A 19,882-nucleotide genomic window follows, 5' to 3' on the forward strand; every position below is an offset into this window, starting at 1 on the left:
CAGCGCCACCACGTCGACTGTCGGCACGGTGACCGCTGTCGCCATGCTGCCGTCGACACCGGGGCGCATCCCGGCCGACGTGCCGAACCAGACCGCGGTGCCGTCGCCGAGCCGACCGACCCCCTGCACACCCGGCACGTACGGGGTGCTCGGCGGTCCGAAGTAGCTGGTGCCGCTGGCGCAGAGCACGTCCAGCGGGGTGATCGGCACGGCCTCGACGGTGACCGCCACCGCGTCGTCGGCCGGCACGGGCGCCGGCCGCTCGGCGATCGTCGGTGCGGCGCCGCAGGTGGTGAGCACTGCCGCGCGGATCACGTCGCGATGTCCGGGTAGGGCATCGAGAAGTGGGCCAGCCGCGCGCCGTAGGACTTCTGGTATTCCAACGGCTCGGTGTTGTCCCGCTCGAAGAGGGCGATGAAGAGGGTCAGTGTGAGGAACGGGTGCGCGCCCAGCTCGAAGAGCTTCACGTGGTCATGGGTGGCCAACGCCTCGCGCTCCGCGTCGTCGAAGCGCAGCCAGGTGCTCGCCTCGCCGGTGTGGCAGTTCAGCACCGTGTTGGCGCACTCGGCCTCCCACCAGGCGACCAGCTCGCGCGGCTCGCTGCGGTAGCGCTCGACCAGCTCCGCGTCCCGGTCGACCATGAAGAGGAACTTGTTCAGCAGATACTTGCTCACGTCGGCGCTCCGTTCGGGTACCAGGTGAAGTACGCCTCCATGGTGTGGAACAGGTCGAGCGTGTCGACGTAGTCGGCCTTCACGCCCGCACCGGCCACGCCCATCATCAGCATGAAGTCCATGAAGCCGTGGGTGGCGTTGCCCGGTGAGTGCAGGCTGTCCAGGGTGACCTCGCGCAGGCACTCGTCCAGGTCGCCGTTGGCGATCCACTCGACGGCCCGCTGGTCGAACTCCGGGTCCGGGCCGTGCGGGCCGAACTGCCGGGGGCCGCCCAGCTCCAGCGAGAGGTGGCCGGTGCCGATGACGGCCACCCGCAGGTGCGACGGCCACGACTCGACGATGTCCCGAATGCTCTGCCCGAGTTGGACGAAGCGCTTCGGCTGCGGCAGCGGCGGCGCGAAGATGTTCGTGTAGATCGGCACGATCGGCAGGTCGGCCTCGGGCCGCAGCGTGATGATCGGGCAGGTGATGCTGTGGTCGATGCGCAGCTCGTTGCTGAACGCGAGGTCGAAGCCGGCGTCGAGCCCGGCCCGCAGGATGTGCCCGGACAGGTCCTCCTGGCCCTTGAGCAGCATCCGGGGCAGCCCGAACTCGCGCTCCTCGTTGTACCAGTTGGCGTCGTAGAAGGGCGCCTTGCCGACCAGGAACTGCGGCATGTTGTCCAGCCAGAGCTGGTGGAAGTGGTCGGAGCCCACCATCACCAGGACGTCGGGCCGGGCCCGGGTCAGCGTCTCCCGGAACGCCAGGATCTTGCGGGTCCACTCGTCGGCGAACGGCGGTCGATCCTCGCCGGCGGCGGTGCTGGCCCGGTAGTAGAAGGGGTGGTGGGTGGAGGCGATGACAGCGACGATGGAGGCCATTCCCGCTCCTTTCGGGGGTGGAGGAGGAGATCAGGGTTCGTAGACGGCGTTGCGGTCGACGGTGCGGTAGATGTCCATGCCGAGCGGTCGTCGTCGTTCCTCGGCGAGGTGCCCGAGCAGCCCCGCCGCGCGTGCCAGCAGGGCGAAACCGCGCAGCATCTCGACCGGCAGCCCGAGGTCGGCGAGGGCCGCCCCGCAGACTCCGGCGCCGTTGAGTGGCAGGGTGCGGCCGAGCACCTGCGGGTGGACGCGTCCGATCGCCTCGAACAGCCGCAGGTGTGGGCCGTGCAGACCCTCCTCGGTGGCGATCCGGATCAGCACGGGGGTGCGCGGGTCCTGCTCCTTGTGCACGGGGTGCCCGAGCCCGGGGACCAGTCGACGTTCCTGCTTGGCCCGGGTGACCGCGTCGAGCGCCACCGCGTCGTAGTCGGTAACCTCGCCGGCCTGTGCGAGCGTGTCGGCGAGGAAGCGTCCACAGTCCTCGGTGACACCGAGGAAGCGGGAGCCGCCACCGAGCAGGCCGGCGGCCAGCGCGCCCTGCAACGACTCGGGCGCGGACAGGTACGTCAGCCGCGCGGCGATCGCCGTCGGGGTGAAGCCGTGGTCGGCGAGGGCCACCAGCACCGCCTCGAAGACCCGTACCTCGCCGGGGGTGGGACGGCGGCCGGCGACCAGCCAGTACGCCAGCTCGCCGAAGCCCACGGTGCCCATCAGGTCGGCGGCCAGGTCCTGCCCGAGCAGGGAGATGGTGGTCGGGTCGGAGGTGCCGATCCCGGTGGGGAAGCTCAGTTCTTCAGCCACGCGCGGATCTCCTCGCCGTGTTCGTCGAGCCCCGGCGGCGGCAGCTCGTAGCGGGCCGGGGTGTCGGAGAAGGTGATGGGGTTGCGGACACCGGGCACGTCGCCGACGGTGACGACCGGGTCGAGCCCCAGTTCCTCGGCGAGCGCCACACCGCCGTCGATGGTGTTGATCGGCGCACAGGGGACGCCCGCGGCGAGCAGGTCGCGGAACCACTCGTCCTTGGTGCGCTGGGCGAGCCGTTGCACCAGCAGCGGTCGCAGCTCCTCGCGGTTGGCGGTGCGGTCCTGGTTGCGCCCGAAGCGCGGGTCGTCGGGTAGTTCGGGCAGGTCGAGCACCTGGCAGAGCTTGCGGAACTGCCCGTCGTTGCCGGCGATGACGATCAGCTCGCCGTCGGCGGTGGGCAGTGGTTCGTACGGGAAGAGACTGGGGTGCGCGTTGCCCATCCGGAACGGGACGGTGCCGCCGGCGACGTAGCCGCTGGAGTGGTTGACCAACCCGGACAGCGCCGAGCTGAGCAGGTTGACCTCGACGTGCTGGCCTCGTCCGGTCTCGCCACGGTGGTGCAGCGCGGCGAGGATGCCGATGCTGGCGTGTAGCCCGGCCATCACGTCGAAGACGGAGATCCCGGCGCGGTACGGCGAGCCGTCCGGGTCGCCGGTGAGGCTCATCAGGCCCGAGATGGCCTGCACCATGAGGTCGTAGCCGGGAAAGTCCCTACCTGCGCCGGTGCCGAAGCCGCTGATGCTCGCGTACACGATCTTGTCGTTGTTCGCGGTGACGGTGTCGTAGTCGAGGCCGAACCGGGCGAGGCCACCGGGCCGGAAGTTCTCGATCAGCACGTCGGCGCGGCGGGCCAACTCCTGGGCGGCGGCCAGGTCGTCGGGTTTCTTGAGATCCAGGGCGATCGACCGCTTGTTGCGGTTGATGCCGAGGTAGTACGTCGAGACCCCGTCGCGGGTGGGCGGCATCCAGGTGCGGGTGTCGTCGCCACCAGGACTCTCCACTTTGATCACCTGGGCGCCCAGGTCGGCCAGGAGCATCGTCGCGTACGGCCCGGCGAGGATCCGGGAGAAGTCCGCGACGAGCAGGCCGGCCAGTGGGCCTGTCGAGTGCTGCACCATTTTTCCGCCCGTTCTGCGGACACCTGTCCGCCGGGACAGCTTGCGATACCGCACGGGGTGTGTCAACGGTGCATTCGTGAAGCGAGGCCGCACTCTTGACACGCTTCGTGACCGGGACCACACTTGCGCCACTCGGGCTGGCCGCACAGCGGACAACAGTCCGGATTCCCCTCGTACTCCGAAAGGAATGGGTGGCGAATGAGCGCAACCGACCGGCCGGTGGTCTTCCGTAACGGCCTGGTTCTCACCATGGACGACGCGCACACGGTGCTGCCCGGCGCCGACGTGCTGGTCATCGGCGGCCGGATCGCGCAGGTCGGCGTCGGCCTCACCGCACCCGACGACGCCCTGGAGATCGACGCCACCGACGGCATCCTCATGCCCGGCATGGTCGACACCCACCGGCACCTGTGGCAGACCGCGATGCGCGGGTACGGCGCCGACTGGACCCTGACCCAGTACTTCGTCTGGTACTACCTCGAGTCCGGCAGGCTGTTCCGGCCCGAGGACGTCTACGCCGGCAACCTGCTCGGCGCGATCGAGGCGATCGACGCCGGCGTCACCACCACTGTCGACTGGTCGCACGGGTTGCAGACACCCGAGCACGCCGACGCCGCCGTGGACGCCCTGGAGGCGGTCGACGGACGGTTCGTGCTCGCCTACGGCAACATCCAGCAGGGGCCGTGGGAGTGGGCCACCTCGCCGGAGTTCCGCGACTTCCACCGCCGTCGCGTCGACGGTGGCAAGCTGGCCGGCTTCCAGCTGGCGTTCGACGTCACCGGCGACCCCGCCTTCCCCGAACGGGCCGCGTTCGAGGTGGCCCGGGAGCTGGGCGTCGCCGTGACCACCCACGCGGGCGTGTGGGGCGCCACCAACGACGACGGCATCCGGCTGATGCACGAGAACGGGTTCATGAACCCCTCGACCGTGTACGTGCACGCGGCGACGCTCACCCAGGACTCGTACAACCGGATCGCCGCGACCGGCGGCTCGGTCTCCGTCTCCACCGAGAGTGAGCAGAGCGCCGGCCAGGGCTACCCACCCACCTGGCAGCTGCGCCACCACGACATCCCGGTGTCACTGTCGATGGACACCAGCGTGTGGTGGAGCGGCGACCTCTTCTCCGCGATGCGGAGCACGCTCGGCGCGGACCGCTCCCGGGAGCACCTGGAGGCGCACGCCAAGCAGGAGACCATCACCCACTGCCACCTGCGTGCCGAGCAGGTCGTCGAGTGGGCCACCCGGGGCGGCGCCCGCGCGCTCGGCATGGACGCCACTATCGGCGCGCTCACCCCCGGCCGTCAGGCCGACGTCGTCCTGATCAAGAACGACGCCTCGCCGGCGATGTTCCCGATCCTGAACCCGCACGGTCACGTCGTCTTCCAGGCCCAGCGTGCCGACGTGCACACAGTGCTGGTGGGTGGTCGGGTCGTGAAGCGGGACGGTCGCCTCGTCGGCGTCGACCTCGCCGCCGCGCGGGCCGCTGTGGCGTCGACCATCGATCACCTGCGCGAGACGATGGGGGAGGAGGCGTGGCAGCGGGGAATGAACCCGGACGTCCCCGAGACCGCGATCCTGGAGAACCCGTACCAGTACACCGAGTGGGACGCCGGGTCGGCGCAATGGAAGCATTAAGGACATGAGTGACAACGGAAGGGGCGCCGGGCCCGACTTCATCGAGGCTCTCGCCCGTGGCCTCGACGTCCTGCGCTCCTTCCGTCCCGCCTGCCCCTCGATGACGCTCAGCGAACTCGCCGCCGCCACCGGCCTGGCCCGCCCCACCGTCCGGCGCATCCTCATCACGCTCGAATCGCTGGGCTACGTCCGCGCGGTGGGCCGCGGCCACACCCTCACCCCGCGCGTCCTGGAGCTGGGGATGGCGTACGTCAACGCGCTGAACATGTGGGACGTGGCCCGGCCGCACATGGAGAAACTCGTCGCCCAGACCAACGAGTCGACCTCGATGGCCCAGCTCGACGGCAGCGACATCGTCTACGTCGCCCGGGTGGCCGTCCCCAAGATCGTCACCCTGGGCGTGACCATCGGCACCCGCTTCCCGGCGCCCGCGACGTCGATGGGCAAGGTGCTGCTCGCCGCCCTCCCACCGGACACGCTGGAGACCGTCCTCGCCGAGCCCAGCCGCTCCGGCATCACGCCGCGCTGGCAGCCCTCGCCGGGCGACCTCGACGCCGTGCTGCGCGAGGTCCGGGCGAAGGGTTGGGCGCTCGCCGACCAGGACCTGGCGCCGGGAATACGGTCCGTCGCCACCGGCGTACGCGACGGCGACGGACGGGTCGTCGCCGCCATCAACGTGACAGTGCACGCCGCCGAGACCTCGCTGGAGACCCTGCGGGAAGAGCACCTTCCGCGGTTGCTGCGCGCGGCCGCCGACATCGGGCACGACTGGGCGCTCACCGCCGCCGTGCCGGTGGTCACGGCCTAGACGAGCATCGGTTTCGCCGGGGCCGGCGGATCGTCCGGGGCGACGCCGACACCCGATCGGATGCCATAGTGCCGCGATGAAGGCAGACCTGCACAGTTACCTGAAGGGCGGCCGCGAGTCGCTTCTGTGGAAGCTCGACGGGCTCGGCGAATATGACATTCGGCGTCCGTTGACCCCGACCGCGACCAACCTGCTCGGTCTGGTGAAGCACTCGGCGGCCATGGAGATCCTCTACTTCGGCGTCGCGTTCGGCCGACCGTTCGAGCAGGAGTTGCCGTACGTGGGCGACGGGGCGGAGACCAACGCCGACATGTGGGCGAGCGCGGATGAGACCCGCGAGGAGATCGTCGCGCTGTACCGTCGCGCGATCGCCCACGCCGACACCACAATCGATGCCCTTGCCCTGCATGAGGTGGGCAAGGTGCCGTGGTGGGGCGACGCGACGGTCACGTTGCACCACGTCCTGATCCACGTCATCGCGGAAACCCAACGCCACGCCGGCCACGCCGACATCGTGCGTGAACTCATCGACGGCACGGCCGGGCTGCTGCCCACAAACGACAACCTGCCTCCCGTGGACGAGTCATGGTGGCTGGACCACCACCAGCGGGTGGAGCAGGCTGCCCTCGACGCCAGCAAGCGCAGCTACTAGTTCTCCGCCGGTCTCGGCAGCCAAAACTGTCGTACAGCTGTTCTAGGTTCGGGTCGTGGTCGATGATTTGACGCAGGCAGAGCGCGCCATCGCGACCTGCGCCGATACGGCCACGTGGGCGCAGCCCGAGGGCGAGCTGATCGCCGCGCTCGACACCGCGTACCGCATCGAGCAACGTCTCGCGGCGGTGAAACTGGCTCTGATCCGTGAGCTCGACGGCCGAGGCACCGCCACCGCGCAGGGTGCCTCCTCCACAGCGGTCTGGCTCCGCGAACGGTTACGCCTCACCATTCCGGCCGCCCGCCGCCTCGTCGACCTCGCTAGCGTTCTGGAAACCGGGAATCCTGGGGTGCGCCGCGCGCTGGCCGCTGGTCACATCGCCGTGGACCAGGCCCCTGTCATCGCCGACACGGTCGACAGCGTGCAGACCGTCGCCGGTCCCGAGGCCGCCGACAAGGCCCTCGGAGTGCTCGTCGAGTGGGCCGGGCAATTCGATCCCACTCTCCTACGCAAACTCAGCACCCGCATCCTCGACCACGTCGCACCCGACATCGCCGACGCCGCCGCCAAAGCCGCACTGGATGCCGAAGTCCGCCGCGCCACCCGCGACCGCCACCTCACCGTCTCCGCCCTCACCGACGGCCGTCTGCGACTCACCGGCGTCCTCGACACCGAGACCGCCGGGCTGCTCCGTGCCGCCATCGACCCACTCATCGCGCCCTCGGGCCCTGACGACCAGCGCTCGCCCGGGCAACGCCGGCACGACGCTCTCGGCGACGTGTGCCGCCTCGCCCTGCGCAGCGGCGAGTTGCCCGAGCACGGCGGCGATTCCGCCCAGATCGTCGTCACCACCAGCTACGACGGGATGACCCGGCAACTCGGCGCCGGCGCCCTCGACACCGGTCTACACCTCACCGCCGAGGCCGTGCGCCGCCTCGCCTGCGACGCCGCCATCCTTCCCGCAGTCCTCAGCGGAGCCGGCCAACCACTCGACCTCGGCCGACAACGTCGTCTCATCACCGGCCCCCTCCGGCGAGCTCTGGTGCTGCGAGACGGGGGCTGCGCCTTCCCGGGCTGCGACCGACCACCACGCTGGTGCGACGCCCACCACATCCACCACTGGGCCGACGGCGGCGACACCAGCCTCACCAACGCGGTCCTGCTCTGCGGCCACCACCGGCACCTGCACCACAGCGACTGGGCCGTGCGACTGGCAGGCGACGGCCACCCCGAGTTCGTGCCACCGGCCTGGCTCGACCCCGAACAGGTTCCCCGCCGCAACCACTACCACCGACGGACGTGAGCACCACCAGCACACAACGATCACCCCGGTCAGCGGGCCGATCGAGTGGCCAGCTCAGCACGCCCCACTCCCGCACGGCCACCGACGCGGAGGGTGGGGTGCAACCAGGCTTGGCCCACTCCCGCTCAGCTGCCGGGGCGGAGGGAGGCGCGCGACCAGGGCCCGGCATGCAGTTCCGCCGCGATCTCGTACCCGATTCCCTTGCTCGTGCCCGGGGAGCAGCGCAGGTTCTCGGTTCGGCCTCGCCCGCTGTGCCGTGGGTGGACGCGCCAACCCTCACGACGGTGATCGCTCGGCCGTCGCACCGCCGCGTCCCCAACCTCACTGGGCAACACACCTAGCTCGCGGTTCTGCCGGTTGATTGCCACCCCGACGTCCGGCCACAGTCGTACGGCCGATCGGATACGCGGTCGGGCGGTCACGAAATCCGGCGGCGAATCGTCACAGGTGGCGGTTAGTCTTCCTGCGCGCGTCGTCGTCCTGGCACCTCGCGCCCCGCGCCCGGTTGGCGCGGCATCGCCGCCACCGCCCACCATCGGCCGGCTCAATCGACTTCAGGAGAGTTAGTGACACAGCAATCCCTCGCGACCTCGGACAAACTCGACGGCGCGGTGCTCAAGGTGGCCGGCGTCGTGGTCATTGGCGCGATCATGTCGATCCTCGACGTGACGGTGGTCAGCGTGGCGCTGCCCAAATTCCAGAGCGAGTTCGATGCGTCCTACGCCCGCGTCGCCTGGACCATGACCGCCTACACCCTGGCTCTCGCCACAGTGATCCCGCTCAGCGGGTGGGCGGCGGACCGGTTCGGCACCAAACGGCTCTACATGGTGGCGCTGGCTCTGTTCACGATCGGGTCAGGGCTCTGCGCCATGGCCGACACGATCGGCGAACTGATCGGTTACCGGGTCCTTCAGGGCCTCGGTGGCGGCATGCTCATGCCGCTGGGCATGACCATCATGACCCGGGCGGCCGGGCCGCACCGGATCGGCCGGTTGATGGCCGTCCTCGGCATCCCGATGCTGCTGGGGCCGATCGGCGGCCCGATCCTCGGCGGCTGGCTGATCGACACCGCGAGCTGGCACTGGATCTTCCTGATCAACCTGCCGATCGGCGTTGTCGCCCTGATCTACGCGCAGGTCGCGCTGCCGAAGGACGCGCCCGAGCCGTCCGAGTCGTTCGACTTCGTCGGCATGCTCATGCTCTCGCCGGGCCTCGCCCTCTTCCTCTACGGCGTCTCGTCCCTGCCGGAGACGGGCACCTTCGCCGAGACCAAGGTCTGGGCCCCGATGCTGGTCGGCGGCGCGCTGGTCGTGGCGTTCGTGCTCTACTCGTTCAAGCCCCGGCACCCTCTGCTCGACCTGCGGCTGTTCCGCAACCGCAGCCTGACCATCGCGTCGGTGACGATGTTCGTGTTCATCATCGCGTTCATGGGCGCCGGGCTGCTGTTCCCGAGCTACTTCCTCCAGGTGCGCGGTGAGTCGACGCTGGCCGCCGGTCTGCTGATGGCCCCGCAGGGCATCGGCGCGATGATCACCATGCCGATCGCGGGCACCCTGGCCGACCGGGTGCCGATCGGGCGCACCGTCCCGTTCGCGCTGGGGCTCATCGTCGTCGGGTTCTTCGGCTTCACCCAGGTCGACCCGCAGACCTCGTACTGGCTGCTCGGTGGGTCGCTGTTCGTGATGGGCCTGGGCATGGGCGGCACGATGATGCCGATCATGACGTCGGCGCTGCGGACGTTGTCGGCCAACGACGTGGCCCGCGGCTCGACGCTGGTCAACATCCTCCAGCAGATCGGCGGGTCGGTCGGCGCTGCCGTGATGTCGGTGATCCTCACCAACGAGCTGAACGGCTCCCGGCCGATCCCCGGCCTGGTGGACGAGAGCGGCAAGCCGGTCACCGAGGCCGGGCTGGCCATCGCCTCTCAGCAGCGGCCGGAGCTGCTTCAGCAGATGCCGGTGGACCCGTCGCTCATCGAGCGCGGGCTCGACTTCGCCGCCAAGTCGTTCGCCAGCACGTTCTGGGTCGCGTTCGCGCTGGTCGTGCTCACGATCATCCCGGCGGCGTTCCTGCCACGCCGACGTCAGCCGGCGCAGCTCGACGACCCGCAGGGCGAGCAGATCCGGACGCCCGTCGTCATCCACTGACCGACACCGCCGCGCTCGGCACCCGGTGAGGTGCCGAGCGCGGCGGGTACGGTGTCAGCGCAACGGACCGTCGCCGGGCCCGTCCGGGTCCTCGACCAGGTGGATCGCCGCTTCCTCCGCGCTGGCGGCACCCGCGTCGATGCCGGCGTCCCACGCCACCGACTCGGCCTCGTCGTCCTCTCGGACGCCCTCGTCGTAGGCGACGAGGCGGCCAGCGCGTGCCTCCGGCTCGTACCCCCGGCGGGTCAGCTCGTCCTCGTCGTCGCCACCCTCGGCGTACGGGTCGACATCCGGCACCTCCTGGGCGAGGTGTTGCGCCAGGGACTCGCCAGCCCGCTCCTCGGCCGGCGTGGTGCCGAACCGGTTTGCCGCCGTCCAGTGGTCCTCGGCGATGATGCCGGTGTCGAGGGGGTCGCCGACCCGGTCGTCGTCGAGGGTGTCGGAGGCGTCCAGGACGCCGTCGTCCTCGGCCACGTTCCACTCGTCGACGGAATCCATCCGTTCGGTCTGGCTCACGGCGGTCTCCTCTTCGTCACGGTGCAGCAAAGCGCTCAGCCTATGACCGTGCAACGCGCCCGCACCCCGAGGCCTGCCCGCTGTGACGAACGGACCTCGGGGCGGGCGGCGCCGCTGTTGGTCAACGCTTCAGCAGCTCCGCCACGGCGTCGGTGAACTCCACCGGCTGCTCGATGTGCGCGAAGTGTCCGCTTCGCTCCAGCGTCACCAGCCGTGAGTCCGGAAGCCCCGCGTGCAACTGCTCCGCCCAGCGGGGGCCACAGATGAAGTCGTACGCCCCGACGATCACCACAACGGGCACTGTGATCTCAGCGAGGTGTCCCCGCACGTCGAAGGGCGTGGGGTCCTGCGCTCCGGCCGGCGTCGCCCAGATCCGGACGGCCGCCTGGAACGGGGCGAACTCGTCCTGTCGGCCCCAGAAGTCCGCGAAGTACACAGGCAGCGCGGCGCGCAGAGCGGCCCCCAACGACTCGTCGTCCGTCGCGCCGCCGATCTGCGCGAAGGCAGCCGGGACCGCCGCCGCCTCCGGCCGGTCCGGGTGCCGCTGCGGGTAGGCGGCGAGGCCGGCCATGGCCTCGCCCCAGAACTCGGCGCCGGTGACGGGCGAGGTGTCGTACAGGGCGAGGCCGGCGATCCGGTCCGGGTGGGCGAGCGCGTACCGCTGGACGACGAAACCGCCGTGCGAGTGCCCGAGGAGGTACACCCGGGGTTCGCCGAGGTGCTCGACGACGGCGTGCAGGAACCGGACATACGTGTCGAGACGGTAATCGTCGGCGTTGTCGAGCTGCCCCGACGCGCCAGTGCCCACCGGCTCGACGTAGACCATTGTGAAGTGCGTCTCAAGGCTGGGCGTCCGCAGGTACGCCCACTCGATGCCCGGGCCGCCGGAGTGCGCCACGCAGACCGGGCCGGTGCCGGCGACGTGGTAGACCTGCCGAACGCCATCCACTGTGAACGTGTGGGCACCGGGTGCGAGGGCGCTGACGTCGTGGCTGGTGGAACCCATGAACTATCTCCCGATCCGAGACCCGCGCGGCGTCCGCCGACACGGCAACTGGTGCATGACACGGACCAGATGCGCGGGTCGAGGCAAAAGTTCGCTCGGTCGGGGAAGTCTTTTTCAGTCCAGCGCCGGGACGGGGTGGAAGAGGGTGAGTTGGCGTACCCGGCCCTCGCGCAGCACCTGCAACCACAGCGCCGCGGGTGGGCAGTGCTCCGGGTCGTCGGGTGGGCTGATCAGGTCGGTCTCCCAGATCAGCACGTCACCGCTGGCCGCCACGTTGCGCAGCCGCTGGCGTACCCCGGCGGCCAGGTCGCGGTTCATTCCACTGATCGCCAGGTCCCGGCCACCGCGCGGGCCGCCAGGCACGATCAACTCCGCGTCCGGCCACCAGCTCTCGCGGACCACCCGCTCGAAGTCGCCGCCCATCGCCGTGGTGATCATGTCGCGGCCCTCCCGCCACCGCGAGTCGTTCGCGGCGGCGACGTCCGTGTGCGCCGCGTCCGCCGCCGTCCGCAGGCCACCGGCGAGCGCCCGGCGGGCGTGGCTGAGGCGGCTGCGGACGGTGCCGACCGGCACGCCACACACGGCCGCGATCTGCTCGTACGAGGACGCGTCGCTGAAGTACCGCAGCAGGGTGACGAGCCGGTCAGGTTCGGACAGTTGCCCGATGGAGTGCCACACCCAGTCGCGCATCGTGGCCCGGTCCAGTGCCTCCTCCGGGGTGGGTGTGTCGGCGGGGCGGGTGAACCACTCGGGTTCGGCGACCGGGACGGCTCGGGGCCCGCGCAACGCCATCCGGCTGTTGTTGCGGACGATGGCCCGCAGCCAGGCACCGACGGCGTTCGGGTCGCGGACCTCGCCGATGCGGCGCAGGGCGACGACCATCGTGTCCTGCACCGCGTCCTCGGCGTCCGGCCCGTAACCGAGGACGCTCAGCGCGACGGCCCGCATCCCGGCCTCGTGCCGGGCCAGCAGCGCCCCCAGCGCAGCCGCGTCTCCCGCCTGCGCGAGCACGACCAGCTCCCCGTCACTCTGCGTCACGCGTACGTCCTCCCGCAAGTCCCGGGGCGTCCCCTCTGTGGGGTTTTAGGCGGTTTACTCGGTGTCCACCGCCGCTACCAGCCTACGACGCGTGAACGTCTTGGTTCTGAGCCGATGCTGCGGGAGAGTCACGGCTCACCGCCCCGAGGCCGACGGCGGTCGTCGGAAAGTGACACACGTCGGTCGTAGCGTGGGCGGCATGAGGACCTGCCGTGTCGAAGCCCTCTGGTGGTGCGTGGTCGGCGTCCGCGCGTTCCTCGGGGGCCCGCGATGACGGAGCTGAGCTGGGCGCAGGTGTCCGCCCGACGACTACAGCGGCACCGGCTCCGCACGCCGGCGGCGAACGCGGCACCGGACGCCACACGCGTCGCCGACGTGGTGTCGGCGATCTGCGGCGCGCACGCCCAGATCGCGTCGGCCGCCGAGCTGTCCATCGGGCTGCGGGTGCCGGGCACGACCCGCGCTGTGGTTCGCCGGGCACTGTGGACGGACCGCACCCTGGTCAAGACCCGTGGGCCGCGGGGGACGGTGCACCTGCTCGCCGCCGCGGACCTGCCGATGTGGGTCGGCGCACTGTCCGCGTTGCCGGCCCCGTCGTGGGAGCGGAGTGTGGTCCTGCTGACGCCCCGGCAGACCGAGCAGGTCCTCGCGGCCATCGCCGACGCGGTCGCCGACGCCGACCTGACCACCGCCGAGCTGACCGAGGAGATCGTCGCCCGTACCGGCCCGTGGGCGGGCGACCTGGTGATGGAGGCGTTCCAGGACAAGTGGCCGCGGTGGATCGCCGCGATGACCGCCGCCACCCGGGCCGGAGTGGTCTGCTTCGGCCCGAATCGTGGTCGGGTCAGCACGTACACCAGCCCGACCCGGTGGCTGCCCGACTTCGCGCCGATGCCCGGTCCCCCCGCCCTGGCCGCCCTGGCCCGCAGCTACCTGTACGCGTACGGTCCGGCCACCCCGGCACAGTTCGCCCGGTGGCTGGCGGTGGCGCCGGGGTGGGCGACGTTGCTGTTCGACTCGCTGGACCTCACCGAGGTGACGGTGGAGGGCACCCCGGCCTGGGTGTCCGCCGACGACACCGATTTTCCCGACGACCAGCCGTCCGGGTTGCGGCTGCTGCCGTACTTCGATGCGTACGCGGTCGGCTGCCACCCCCGCGAACGGCTCTTCCCCGGTGCCGCCGCCGAGCGGGCGCTCGCCGGTGGCCAGGCCGGCAACTATCCGGTGCTGCTGGTCAACGGGGTGGTCGCCGGCGTGTGGCATCAACGCCGCTCTGGCCGCTCGATCCGCGTCACAGTCGAGCCGCTGCGGCCGCTCGATGCCGTCCAGCAGCGGGCCTTGGGGGAGGAGGTCGAGCGGGTCGGCGAGATCCTGGAGGGCAAGGCGTCGCTGACCGTCGGCACCGTCAGTGTCGGTCCGCACGCCTGAGGGCACGCCGGCCCACCGCCTGGGCCACGATGGGAGCGTGCACCCCGAACCGGTCGACCACGCGCCCCGGCAGGCGTTCCCCTGGGCGCTCCTGCGTCAGCGCTGGGAGGACCTGACCTTCCTGCACTGGGAGGTCGCTCCGGAAGTCGTCGCGCCGTTGCTGCCCGCCGGCACTCGCCCGGACACGGTGCAGGGGGTCAGCTACGTGGGCCTGATCGGTTTCCGGATGGTCGGGCTGGGCTTCGGCCGTGGCCCGGGGGTGCCGTACTTCGGCACCTTCTGGGAAACGAACGTCCGGCTCTACTCGGTCGACGACGCCGGCCGCCGAGCTGTCGTGTTCCGGTCGCTCGACGCGTCCCGCCTGCTGCCGGTGCTGGTGGCGCGGGCGACGCTGCGCCTGCCGTACCTCTGGTCGTCAATGCGGTTGGATCGCGACGGCGACCGCCGAAGCTACCGCTGCCGGCGGCGCTGGCCGGGGCCGGCGGGCGCGACGAGCCGGATGGCGGTGCGGGTGGGGGAGCGGATCGTCGAGCCGACAGCGCTCGAACACTTCGTCACCGCCCGCTGGGGGCTGCACACCCGGGCGTACGGGCGCACGCTGCACCTGCCGAACTGGCATCCGAGCTGGCCGCTGCACCGGGCCGAGGTGCTGCACCTGGATGACGAGTTGATCGTCGCCGCCGGGCTGCCGACACCGGTCGGGCCGCCGGTCAGCGCCCTCTACTCGCCAGGTGTCGGCGTCAGGTTCGGCCCGCCGGTGGCGGCCCGGCCGCGTGGTGCCGGGCCGCCGGAGTCTCAGTAGCGGCCACCCTCGGGTGCGGGCAGCGCGTCCAGGTCGGCCAGGTCCTCCGCGCTGAGCCGCACGTCAGCGGCCGCGCAGTTGTCCACCAGGTACTTAGGCGTCTTGGTGCCGGGGATCGGGATGACCTGGTCACCCTGGGCGACCACCCACGCGAGGGCGACCTGCGCGGGGCTGAAGCCGGCCCGGTCGGCGATCTCCCGGACCCGGGCCACGATGGCGAGGTTGGCGCGCAGCGCGTCCTGCTGGAAGCGCGGCAGGCCGCGCCGGAAGTCGTCGGCGGGCAGGTCGTCGAACGAGGTGAACCGCCCGGCGAGGAAACCGCGACCGAGCGGGGAGAACGGCAGGAAGGCGATGCCCTGTTCGGCGCAGTACGGCAACACCTCGGTCAACGGGTCGCGCGTCCACAGCGACAGCTCGGACTGCACCGACGCCACCGGGTGCACCGCCTGGGCCCGCACGATCTGCGCGACAGTCACCTCGGACAGCCCGATCTGCCGGGCCTTGCCCGCCGCGACGACCTCGGCCATCGCGCCCCAGGACTCCTCGATGGGCACCTCCGGGTCGACCCGGTGCAGCTGGTAGAGGTCGACGTGGTCGGTGCCGAGCCGACGCAGGCTCTCGTCGATCGCCGCGCGGATGTGCTCCGGGCGGCCGTTGTTACCGATCTTCGGTGAGTTGCCGGGGCCACCGGTGAGCGAGGTGGCCACCAGGCCGACCTTCGTGGCCAGCACGGCCCGCTCCCGGTGACCGTCGGCCAGCGCCCGCCCGACCAGCTCCTCGTTGGTGTACGGCCCGTACACGTCCGACGTGTCGATCAGCGTCGCGCCCAGGTCCAGTGCCTGTCGGATGACGGAGACCGACGTGTCGTCGTCGCGAGGGCCGGTGATGTCGTAGCCGTGGCTCATGCCCATGCAGCCGAGGCCGATGACGCCGACCTCGGGCCCGGTGCTGCCCAGCGTGGTGGTTCGCATGCGCCCCACGCTACGACCGGCGCGGACGGACCGCACTCGCGGTGGCGGTTCAGTAGGGTCGGGTCGGTTGTGTTGACTCTGTCTCTGTCCTGCGACTGGGAAGGAGCCGCGAGGTGGCAAGCAGACTGGTGGTGGGGACGTTCCTGTCCCTGGACGGTGTGATGCAGGGCCCCGGCGGCCCCGGCGAGGACGACTCGAACGGATTCCCGCACGGCGGGTGGCTGCCGCCGCACGTGGACGAGGGGTTCGGCGAGATCATGGGCGACGTGTTCGAGCGGGCGGACGCGATGCTGCTGGGTCGCAAGTCCTATGACACCCTCTCCGCGCACTGGCCCAACGTCGCCGACGAGGACGGCGGCGCGAAGATCAACAGCATGCCGAAGTACGTGGCGACGCGCAGCCCGATGACCGCCGACTGGCGCAACACCGAGGTCCTGGTCGGTGAGGCCGCCGAGACCGTCGCCGTGCTCAAGCGGCGCACCGACGGCGAGCTGCTCGTGCAGGGCAGCAGCGACCTGCTGCGGACGCTGCAGACGGCGGGGCTGGTCGACGAGTACCGCCTGCTGATCTTCCCGGTCGTCCTCGGCCAGGGAAAGCGACTCTTCGCCGAGGGGGCCGCCCCGGCGGGGCTGCGGTTGACCGGCTCGCGCACCACGGAGGCCGGCGTCGTCTATGCCACGTACGACGTGGCGGGCGAGCCCTCGTACGGCAGCGTCCTACACCCGGCACCGTGATCCATGTCCGTGAGTTCGGGTGGCACGACCACGACGGCGCCGCGGCGCAGTGGACCGCGACGGAGCGGGACGTGCTGCCCCCTGGCCGGTTACGATACTGCCGAGCGATATGCCGCGGTCGGCAGATAGTCGTGCTCGAGAAAGTCCCTCAGGCAGGCCGCAGCCACGCCGGCGGCGAGGAATTTCTGGGCGTCGTCGGTGCTGTCGACGACGATTCCGCGTAGGACCGCCCAGAGCCGGCCCGCGTTGCGAGTGCCGAACTCGTAGGACTCCGTGTCCACGGCTTCCAGGCGTGGGTCCTCGCCGTGGAGGTCGTCTGGCGTGACCGAGTCGAGCAACTCCGGGTCGCCGCTCGCGACGGCGACGGCGTCGCCGAGTACGACGCGCGGCACGATCCGAGGTGGTGCATCGCCTGGCACGCTGCGCAGGAACCGCGCAGCGAGGTCTTCGAACAGGGTAGGTGCGCCCTCGTAGTAGGCGAGCAGGGTCCGAATGTGCTCGGGGATCCGGACCGGAGCGGCGGGCGTGATGATGCCGGCCTGGGTGTGCGTGTAACGGCCGACCCAGGCCGGCACGACGACGTCACCCAGTCGGCGCCTCCGGTGACCGCGTGCCGATCCGACCAGGACGCACGCGTGCGGAACGAGTTCCTCGATCGGGCCGAATGCGGTGGACGGACCACCGTGCCGAAGTCGCTCGGGCACGCGCACGATCTGTACCGAGAGGGGGCGACCGAGACGGGGTGCCTCGACTGCGACCCGCCGCGATCCCTCCCGGTCGGCGTTCGAGTCCACGGCGGTTGCACCGAAGGCGGCGAGCACGGCCCGAAATTCCGCCGCGTCGGTTGTCAGCACGGCGACGTCCACCTCCTGACCGTCGGGGTGGGACCTCACGACGTCCGTACGGCGTGGTCGTGGAACCCGCGGCGCCGACGTGACCGACGGCGGCGAGAACGCACCCATCGCAGCGGCCGCCAGTTTCACTCGTCGGTCCTCGGTCAGCAGTGGCGCCCGCGAGCCGTAGTCGGCGAGGAGCAGGGCGAGTTGCTCGGGATGGAGCCCGCTCGCGCTCCGGGTCCGCTTGTTGAGCAGATGGGCGATTGTCGAACACGACTCAGTGGCGGCCTGAGACTCCGCCGGGCCGACGGGTTCCGGGACTGCCTGAGGGCCTTGCTCCTGAGCGAGGCGGGCAGTATCGGGACGCGCGGCTGGGGCCAGTTCGAAATACCTGTCCAGAGCGGACGCCGCCAGGGTGAAGAACCAGGTGCGGGCCACCTGCTCGTCCCTCATTCGCAGGTCCCGATCGGCGAACAGCAGCGCGCAGCCGGCCAGCGACAGCATCGTCTGCGCGGTCCACTCGCCGCCGAAGCCATGGGCGGAGGCCACCTCTCGTCCGGCTTGGTGGATCGCGTTGCTGATCTCCCGATGCCCTTTGAAGTCGTTGCTCTGCGGGAGTCGGGTTCCGGTGGGGTCGAGGAGGGCATTGATCAACGCGGGACCAGTGTTGTCGTTGATGATGAGGTAGTCGCGTATCCACTCGGCCGTGATCGACAGCAGGAGGTGCATCGGATCCCGGGCCAGAGGGCTGTGCGAGTCGAAGCCGCCGAGATCGATCAATTGGTAGTCGGTGCCGTCCAGTTCGGAGTCGATCTTCAAGAAGATGTTGCGCACGTTCAGGTCTCCGTGTGCCCGCCCCGCGAGGAAGTGCAACCGCCGCGAACTGTTCGGGTCGGCCCCCAGGACGGCAAGGGGGTTGAGCAGTGCTTTTCGGGACCAGGGCAGCCGTTCCTGAGTGGCCGCGATGCCATTCTCGCTCGCCCAACGGAGCAGTCGCGCCCCCGGATCGGAACGCGGGTGCGACCAGCCGTGAATCATCCGGGCCAAGTAGCCCTCAGCCGTGCCCTCCCACACATCGCTCCCCGGCGGCGGCGGGGTGTTCCAGTCTCGCAGGATGGAGGTGATCATCCCCTGTAGGTGTGCCGGCAGATCCGGTCGATCCATGGCCTCCACCAGCGGACGCCATACGGCGGAGTCCTGACCTGCGACGTCGAAATAGGCGATGGGCCCTTCGCGGGCGACTGTCACGGTCTCCACCTGCGGAATGTGCTTCTTGCAGAACGGCGACTGGTCCTGGGCCAGTAACGCACGCTTTATCTCTCTGGAGTCGCGTTCGTAGAACCGGAGAATGACCTTGTGACGGGTCAGGTGCGGCATGCGTATTGTCGCCACTGCCACCGGCACCCCGCTGGTGCCGTCACCCAGCCACTCCTCCCGGGTGATGGTCGCCGACTTCACAGTGGCCCAGCGGCGCAACATTTCCCGCTGCTCGTCGCTGATCAGGGCCCAGTCCGAATCTGGTCCGATGCTCCCTTCCATGACATCCCCCTGTCTGTGTGCCGGTCAAGCCAGGACCAGCGTGAGAACAAGACCCAGCACACCCACGATGAGGCCCAGGATTTCCCAGGGCTTCTCCCGAACGATCTCCGCGAGTGCCGGTCCCCGGTGAACCCCTATACCCTCCGCCAGACCAGTCAGGCCACCAGGACGGCCGTCGACCAGGCGGCGGAGGCCGGCGATGTTCAGGGTTCGGCCCTTGACGGTCGCGGCATCTCCCAGGAGGGCCGCCTCGGCGACCCAGCGGCTGTCCGGGCCGACTGGCACGACCCGGCGGGTCGACAGCAGCTGGAAGAAGGTGATGCGGTATCTGGTTACCACGCCGAACGTCCGGGACAGCTGCTCCACCTCGACAGCTCCCAGCTCTGACAACGTGTCGCGCCGCGGGTCGAAGACGAAGCCTGGTAGTTCCTCCTCCAACTCCCGCACCGCCACCGCGCGCGGATCCTGGTCGCCGGCTCGCCGGTGACCGCCGGGGAGCTGGTACTGCCGGGCGGCCCCGTCGTACAGCATCAGGTAACGGCGCCCCAACAGAGGGAAGCCGACCTTGATGACGATCTGACTCACCTCGGTGTGGCGCAGCGGACGTGCTGACCGGTCCACCTCCATTCGCTGCTGTTCCATCAGGTAGAGGAACTGCGGACCGGCCAGCACCTGCTGAATGTGGTACGGCGGTTCACTGGTCCCGGCGCGGTCCCAGTTGCCCAGGATCGGCTGGCCCGCACGGACGTGCTCGGCGAGGCTGCTCAGGAACAGACCCGCGGCCGGAGCGTTCGCCTTGATCAGGCGCTGCCCGGTTGTCGGTTCGACGGTGAGGCGTACCACGTCGAAGATGTCGAACACCAGGACGAGGAGATCGGCGACAGCCGGTGTGGCAGCGGCGGAGACTCCCGTGGTCTGGCAGAGCCGCTCCAGGTCGACCGCCCCGTCGTCGGCACCGGGCACGCTCTCGATGATCTGCGCCAGCTGTTTCCGTAGTTCGCGTGGAAGATT

General features: G+C 70.4%; 18 protein-coding genes and 1 pseudogene. 8 read left to right on the plus strand and 11 right to left on the minus strand.

The annotated features are described in order from the left end of the window. The 5 genes and pseudogenes from NIE79_RS27995 to NIE79_RS28015 form a co-directional block, all read right to left on the minus strand. Positions 1-315: pseudogene (locus NIE79_RS27995) on the minus strand (quinone oxidoreductase family protein); the annotation flags it as partial. Beyond that, positions 312-674, minus strand: coding sequence for a hypothetical protein (locus tag NIE79_RS28000; protein WP_238681423.1), 363 nt, complete (start codon positions 672-674; stop codon positions 312-314). The gene NIE79_RS28000 and the pseudogene NIE79_RS27995, both read right to left, overlap by 4 nt. Further along, a complete protein-coding gene (locus tag NIE79_RS28005) occupies positions 671-1,534 on the minus strand; it encodes a DODA-type extradiol aromatic ring-opening family dioxygenase (protein WP_238681424.1) in 864 nt (287 codons plus the stop codon). The genes NIE79_RS28000 and NIE79_RS28005 overlap by 4 nt, the downstream gene beginning before the upstream one ends. A gap of 30 nt (positions 1,535-1,564) precedes the next feature. Continuing rightward, positions 1,565-2,335, minus strand: coding sequence for a citryl-CoA lyase (locus NIE79_RS28010; protein WP_112672888.1), 771 nt, complete (start codon positions 2,333-2,335; stop codon positions 1,565-1,567). Continuing rightward, a complete protein-coding gene (locus NIE79_RS28015; protein WP_238681425.1) occupies positions 2,320-3,456 on the minus strand; it encodes a CaiB/BaiF CoA transferase family protein in 1,137 nt (378 codons plus the stop codon). Before NIE79_RS28015 ends, NIE79_RS28010 begins: the two co-directional genes overlap by 16 nt. A gap of 198 nt (positions 3,457-3,654) precedes the next feature. On the opposite strand from NIE79_RS28015, the gene NIE79_RS28020 reads away from it, so the two are divergent. The 5 genes from NIE79_RS28020 to NIE79_RS28040 all read left to right on the plus strand — a co-directional run bounded on the left by NIE79_RS28020 (position 3,655) and on the right by NIE79_RS28040 (position 10,001). After that, complete coding sequence (locus tag NIE79_RS28020; RefSeq protein WP_238681426.1) at positions 3,655-5,091, plus strand: amidohydrolase family protein; 1,437 nt, start codon at positions 3,655-3,657, stop codon at positions 5,089-5,091. A 4-nt stretch (positions 5,092-5,095) separates the two neighbouring features. Next, positions 5,096-5,899 (plus strand): IclR family transcriptional regulator domain-containing protein, encoded by an 804-nt coding sequence (locus NIE79_RS28025; protein WP_238681427.1) that lies wholly within the window; start codon positions 5,096-5,098, stop codon positions 5,897-5,899. Positions 5,900-5,975: 76 nt separating this feature from the next. Beyond that, complete coding sequence (locus NIE79_RS28030; protein ID WP_238681428.1) at positions 5,976-6,551, plus strand: DinB family protein; 576 nt, start codon at positions 5,976-5,978, stop codon at positions 6,549-6,551. A gap of 55 nt (positions 6,552-6,606) precedes the next feature. Continuing rightward, positions 6,607-7,854, plus strand: coding sequence for an HNH endonuclease signature motif containing protein (locus tag NIE79_RS28035; protein WP_238681429.1), 1,248 nt, complete (start codon positions 6,607-6,609; stop codon positions 7,852-7,854). A 566-nt stretch (positions 7,855-8,420) separates the two neighbouring features. Further along, positions 8,421-10,001: a DHA2 family efflux MFS transporter permease subunit gene (locus tag NIE79_RS28040; RefSeq protein ID WP_238681430.1), complete on the plus strand. Its 1,581-nt coding sequence runs from the start codon at positions 8,421-8,423 to the stop codon at positions 9,999-10,001. Between the two features lie 54 nt (positions 10,002-10,055). Here NIE79_RS28040 and NIE79_RS28045 read toward each other — a convergent pair whose 3' ends face one another. From NIE79_RS28045 to NIE79_RS28055, 3 genes are all read right to left on the minus strand, one after another. After that, a complete protein-coding gene (locus NIE79_RS28045; protein ID WP_238681431.1) occupies positions 10,056-10,517 on the minus strand; it encodes a DUF5709 domain-containing protein in 462 nt (153 codons plus the stop codon). Between the two features lie 121 nt (positions 10,518-10,638). After that, positions 10,639-11,523 (minus strand): alpha/beta fold hydrolase, encoded by an 885-nt coding sequence (locus tag NIE79_RS28050; RefSeq protein WP_238681432.1) that lies wholly within the window; start codon positions 11,521-11,523, stop codon positions 10,639-10,641. A gap of 114 nt (positions 11,524-11,637) precedes the next feature. Then, positions 11,638-12,561 carry an RNA polymerase sigma factor gene (locus tag NIE79_RS28055; RefSeq protein ID WP_238681433.1) on the minus strand — a complete coding sequence of 308 codons (924 nt, stop codon included), beginning with the start codon at positions 12,559-12,561 and terminating at the stop codon, positions 11,638-11,640. A gap of 270 nt (positions 12,562-12,831) precedes the next feature. Between NIE79_RS28055 and NIE79_RS28060 the strand changes: the two genes are divergently transcribed. Together NIE79_RS28060 and NIE79_RS28065 are read left to right on the plus strand one after the other, a co-directional pair. Next, the gene (locus NIE79_RS28060) at positions 12,832-13,989 is read left to right on the plus strand and encodes a winged helix DNA-binding domain-containing protein (RefSeq protein WP_238681434.1); all 1,158 of its coding nucleotides are present in this window, start codon (positions 12,832-12,834) and stop codon (positions 13,987-13,989) included. A gap of 37 nt (positions 13,990-14,026) precedes the next feature. Then, positions 14,027-14,791 (plus strand): YqjF family protein, encoded by a 765-nt coding sequence (locus NIE79_RS28065; protein WP_238681435.1) that lies wholly within the window; start codon positions 14,027-14,029, stop codon positions 14,789-14,791. Here NIE79_RS28065 and NIE79_RS28070 read toward each other — a convergent pair. Then, complete coding sequence (locus NIE79_RS28070) at positions 14,785-15,762, minus strand: aldo/keto reductase (protein ID WP_238681436.1); 978 nt, start codon at positions 15,760-15,762, stop codon at positions 14,785-14,787. The genes NIE79_RS28065 and NIE79_RS28070 overlap by 7 nt on opposite strands. Before the next feature lie 113 nt (positions 15,763-15,875). Here NIE79_RS28070 and NIE79_RS28075 point away from each other — a divergent pair, with 113 nt between their 5' ends. Further along, positions 15,876-16,496, plus strand: a complete 621-nt coding sequence (locus tag NIE79_RS28075) for a dihydrofolate reductase family protein (RefSeq protein WP_238681437.1) — start codon at positions 15,876-15,878, stop codon at positions 16,494-16,496. Between the two features lie 89 nt (positions 16,497-16,585). On the opposite strand, the gene NIE79_RS28080 is transcribed toward NIE79_RS28075, so the two are convergent. Further along, positions 16,586-18,871, minus strand: a complete 2,286-nt coding sequence (locus tag NIE79_RS28080; RefSeq protein WP_238681438.1) for a hypothetical protein — start codon at positions 18,869-18,871, stop codon at positions 16,586-16,588. Positions 18,872-18,895: 24 nt separating this feature from the next. After that, complete coding sequence (locus NIE79_RS34120; RefSeq protein ID WP_238681439.1) at positions 18,896-19,834, minus strand: NUDIX hydrolase; 939 nt, start codon at positions 19,832-19,834, stop codon at positions 18,896-18,898. Positions 19,835-19,882 lie beyond the last annotated feature (48 nt).

Source organism: Micromonospora trifolii, from assembly GCF_022229005.1.
Lineage (GTDB): Bacteria > Actinomycetota > Actinomycetes > Mycobacteriales > Micromonosporaceae > Micromonospora > Micromonospora trifolii.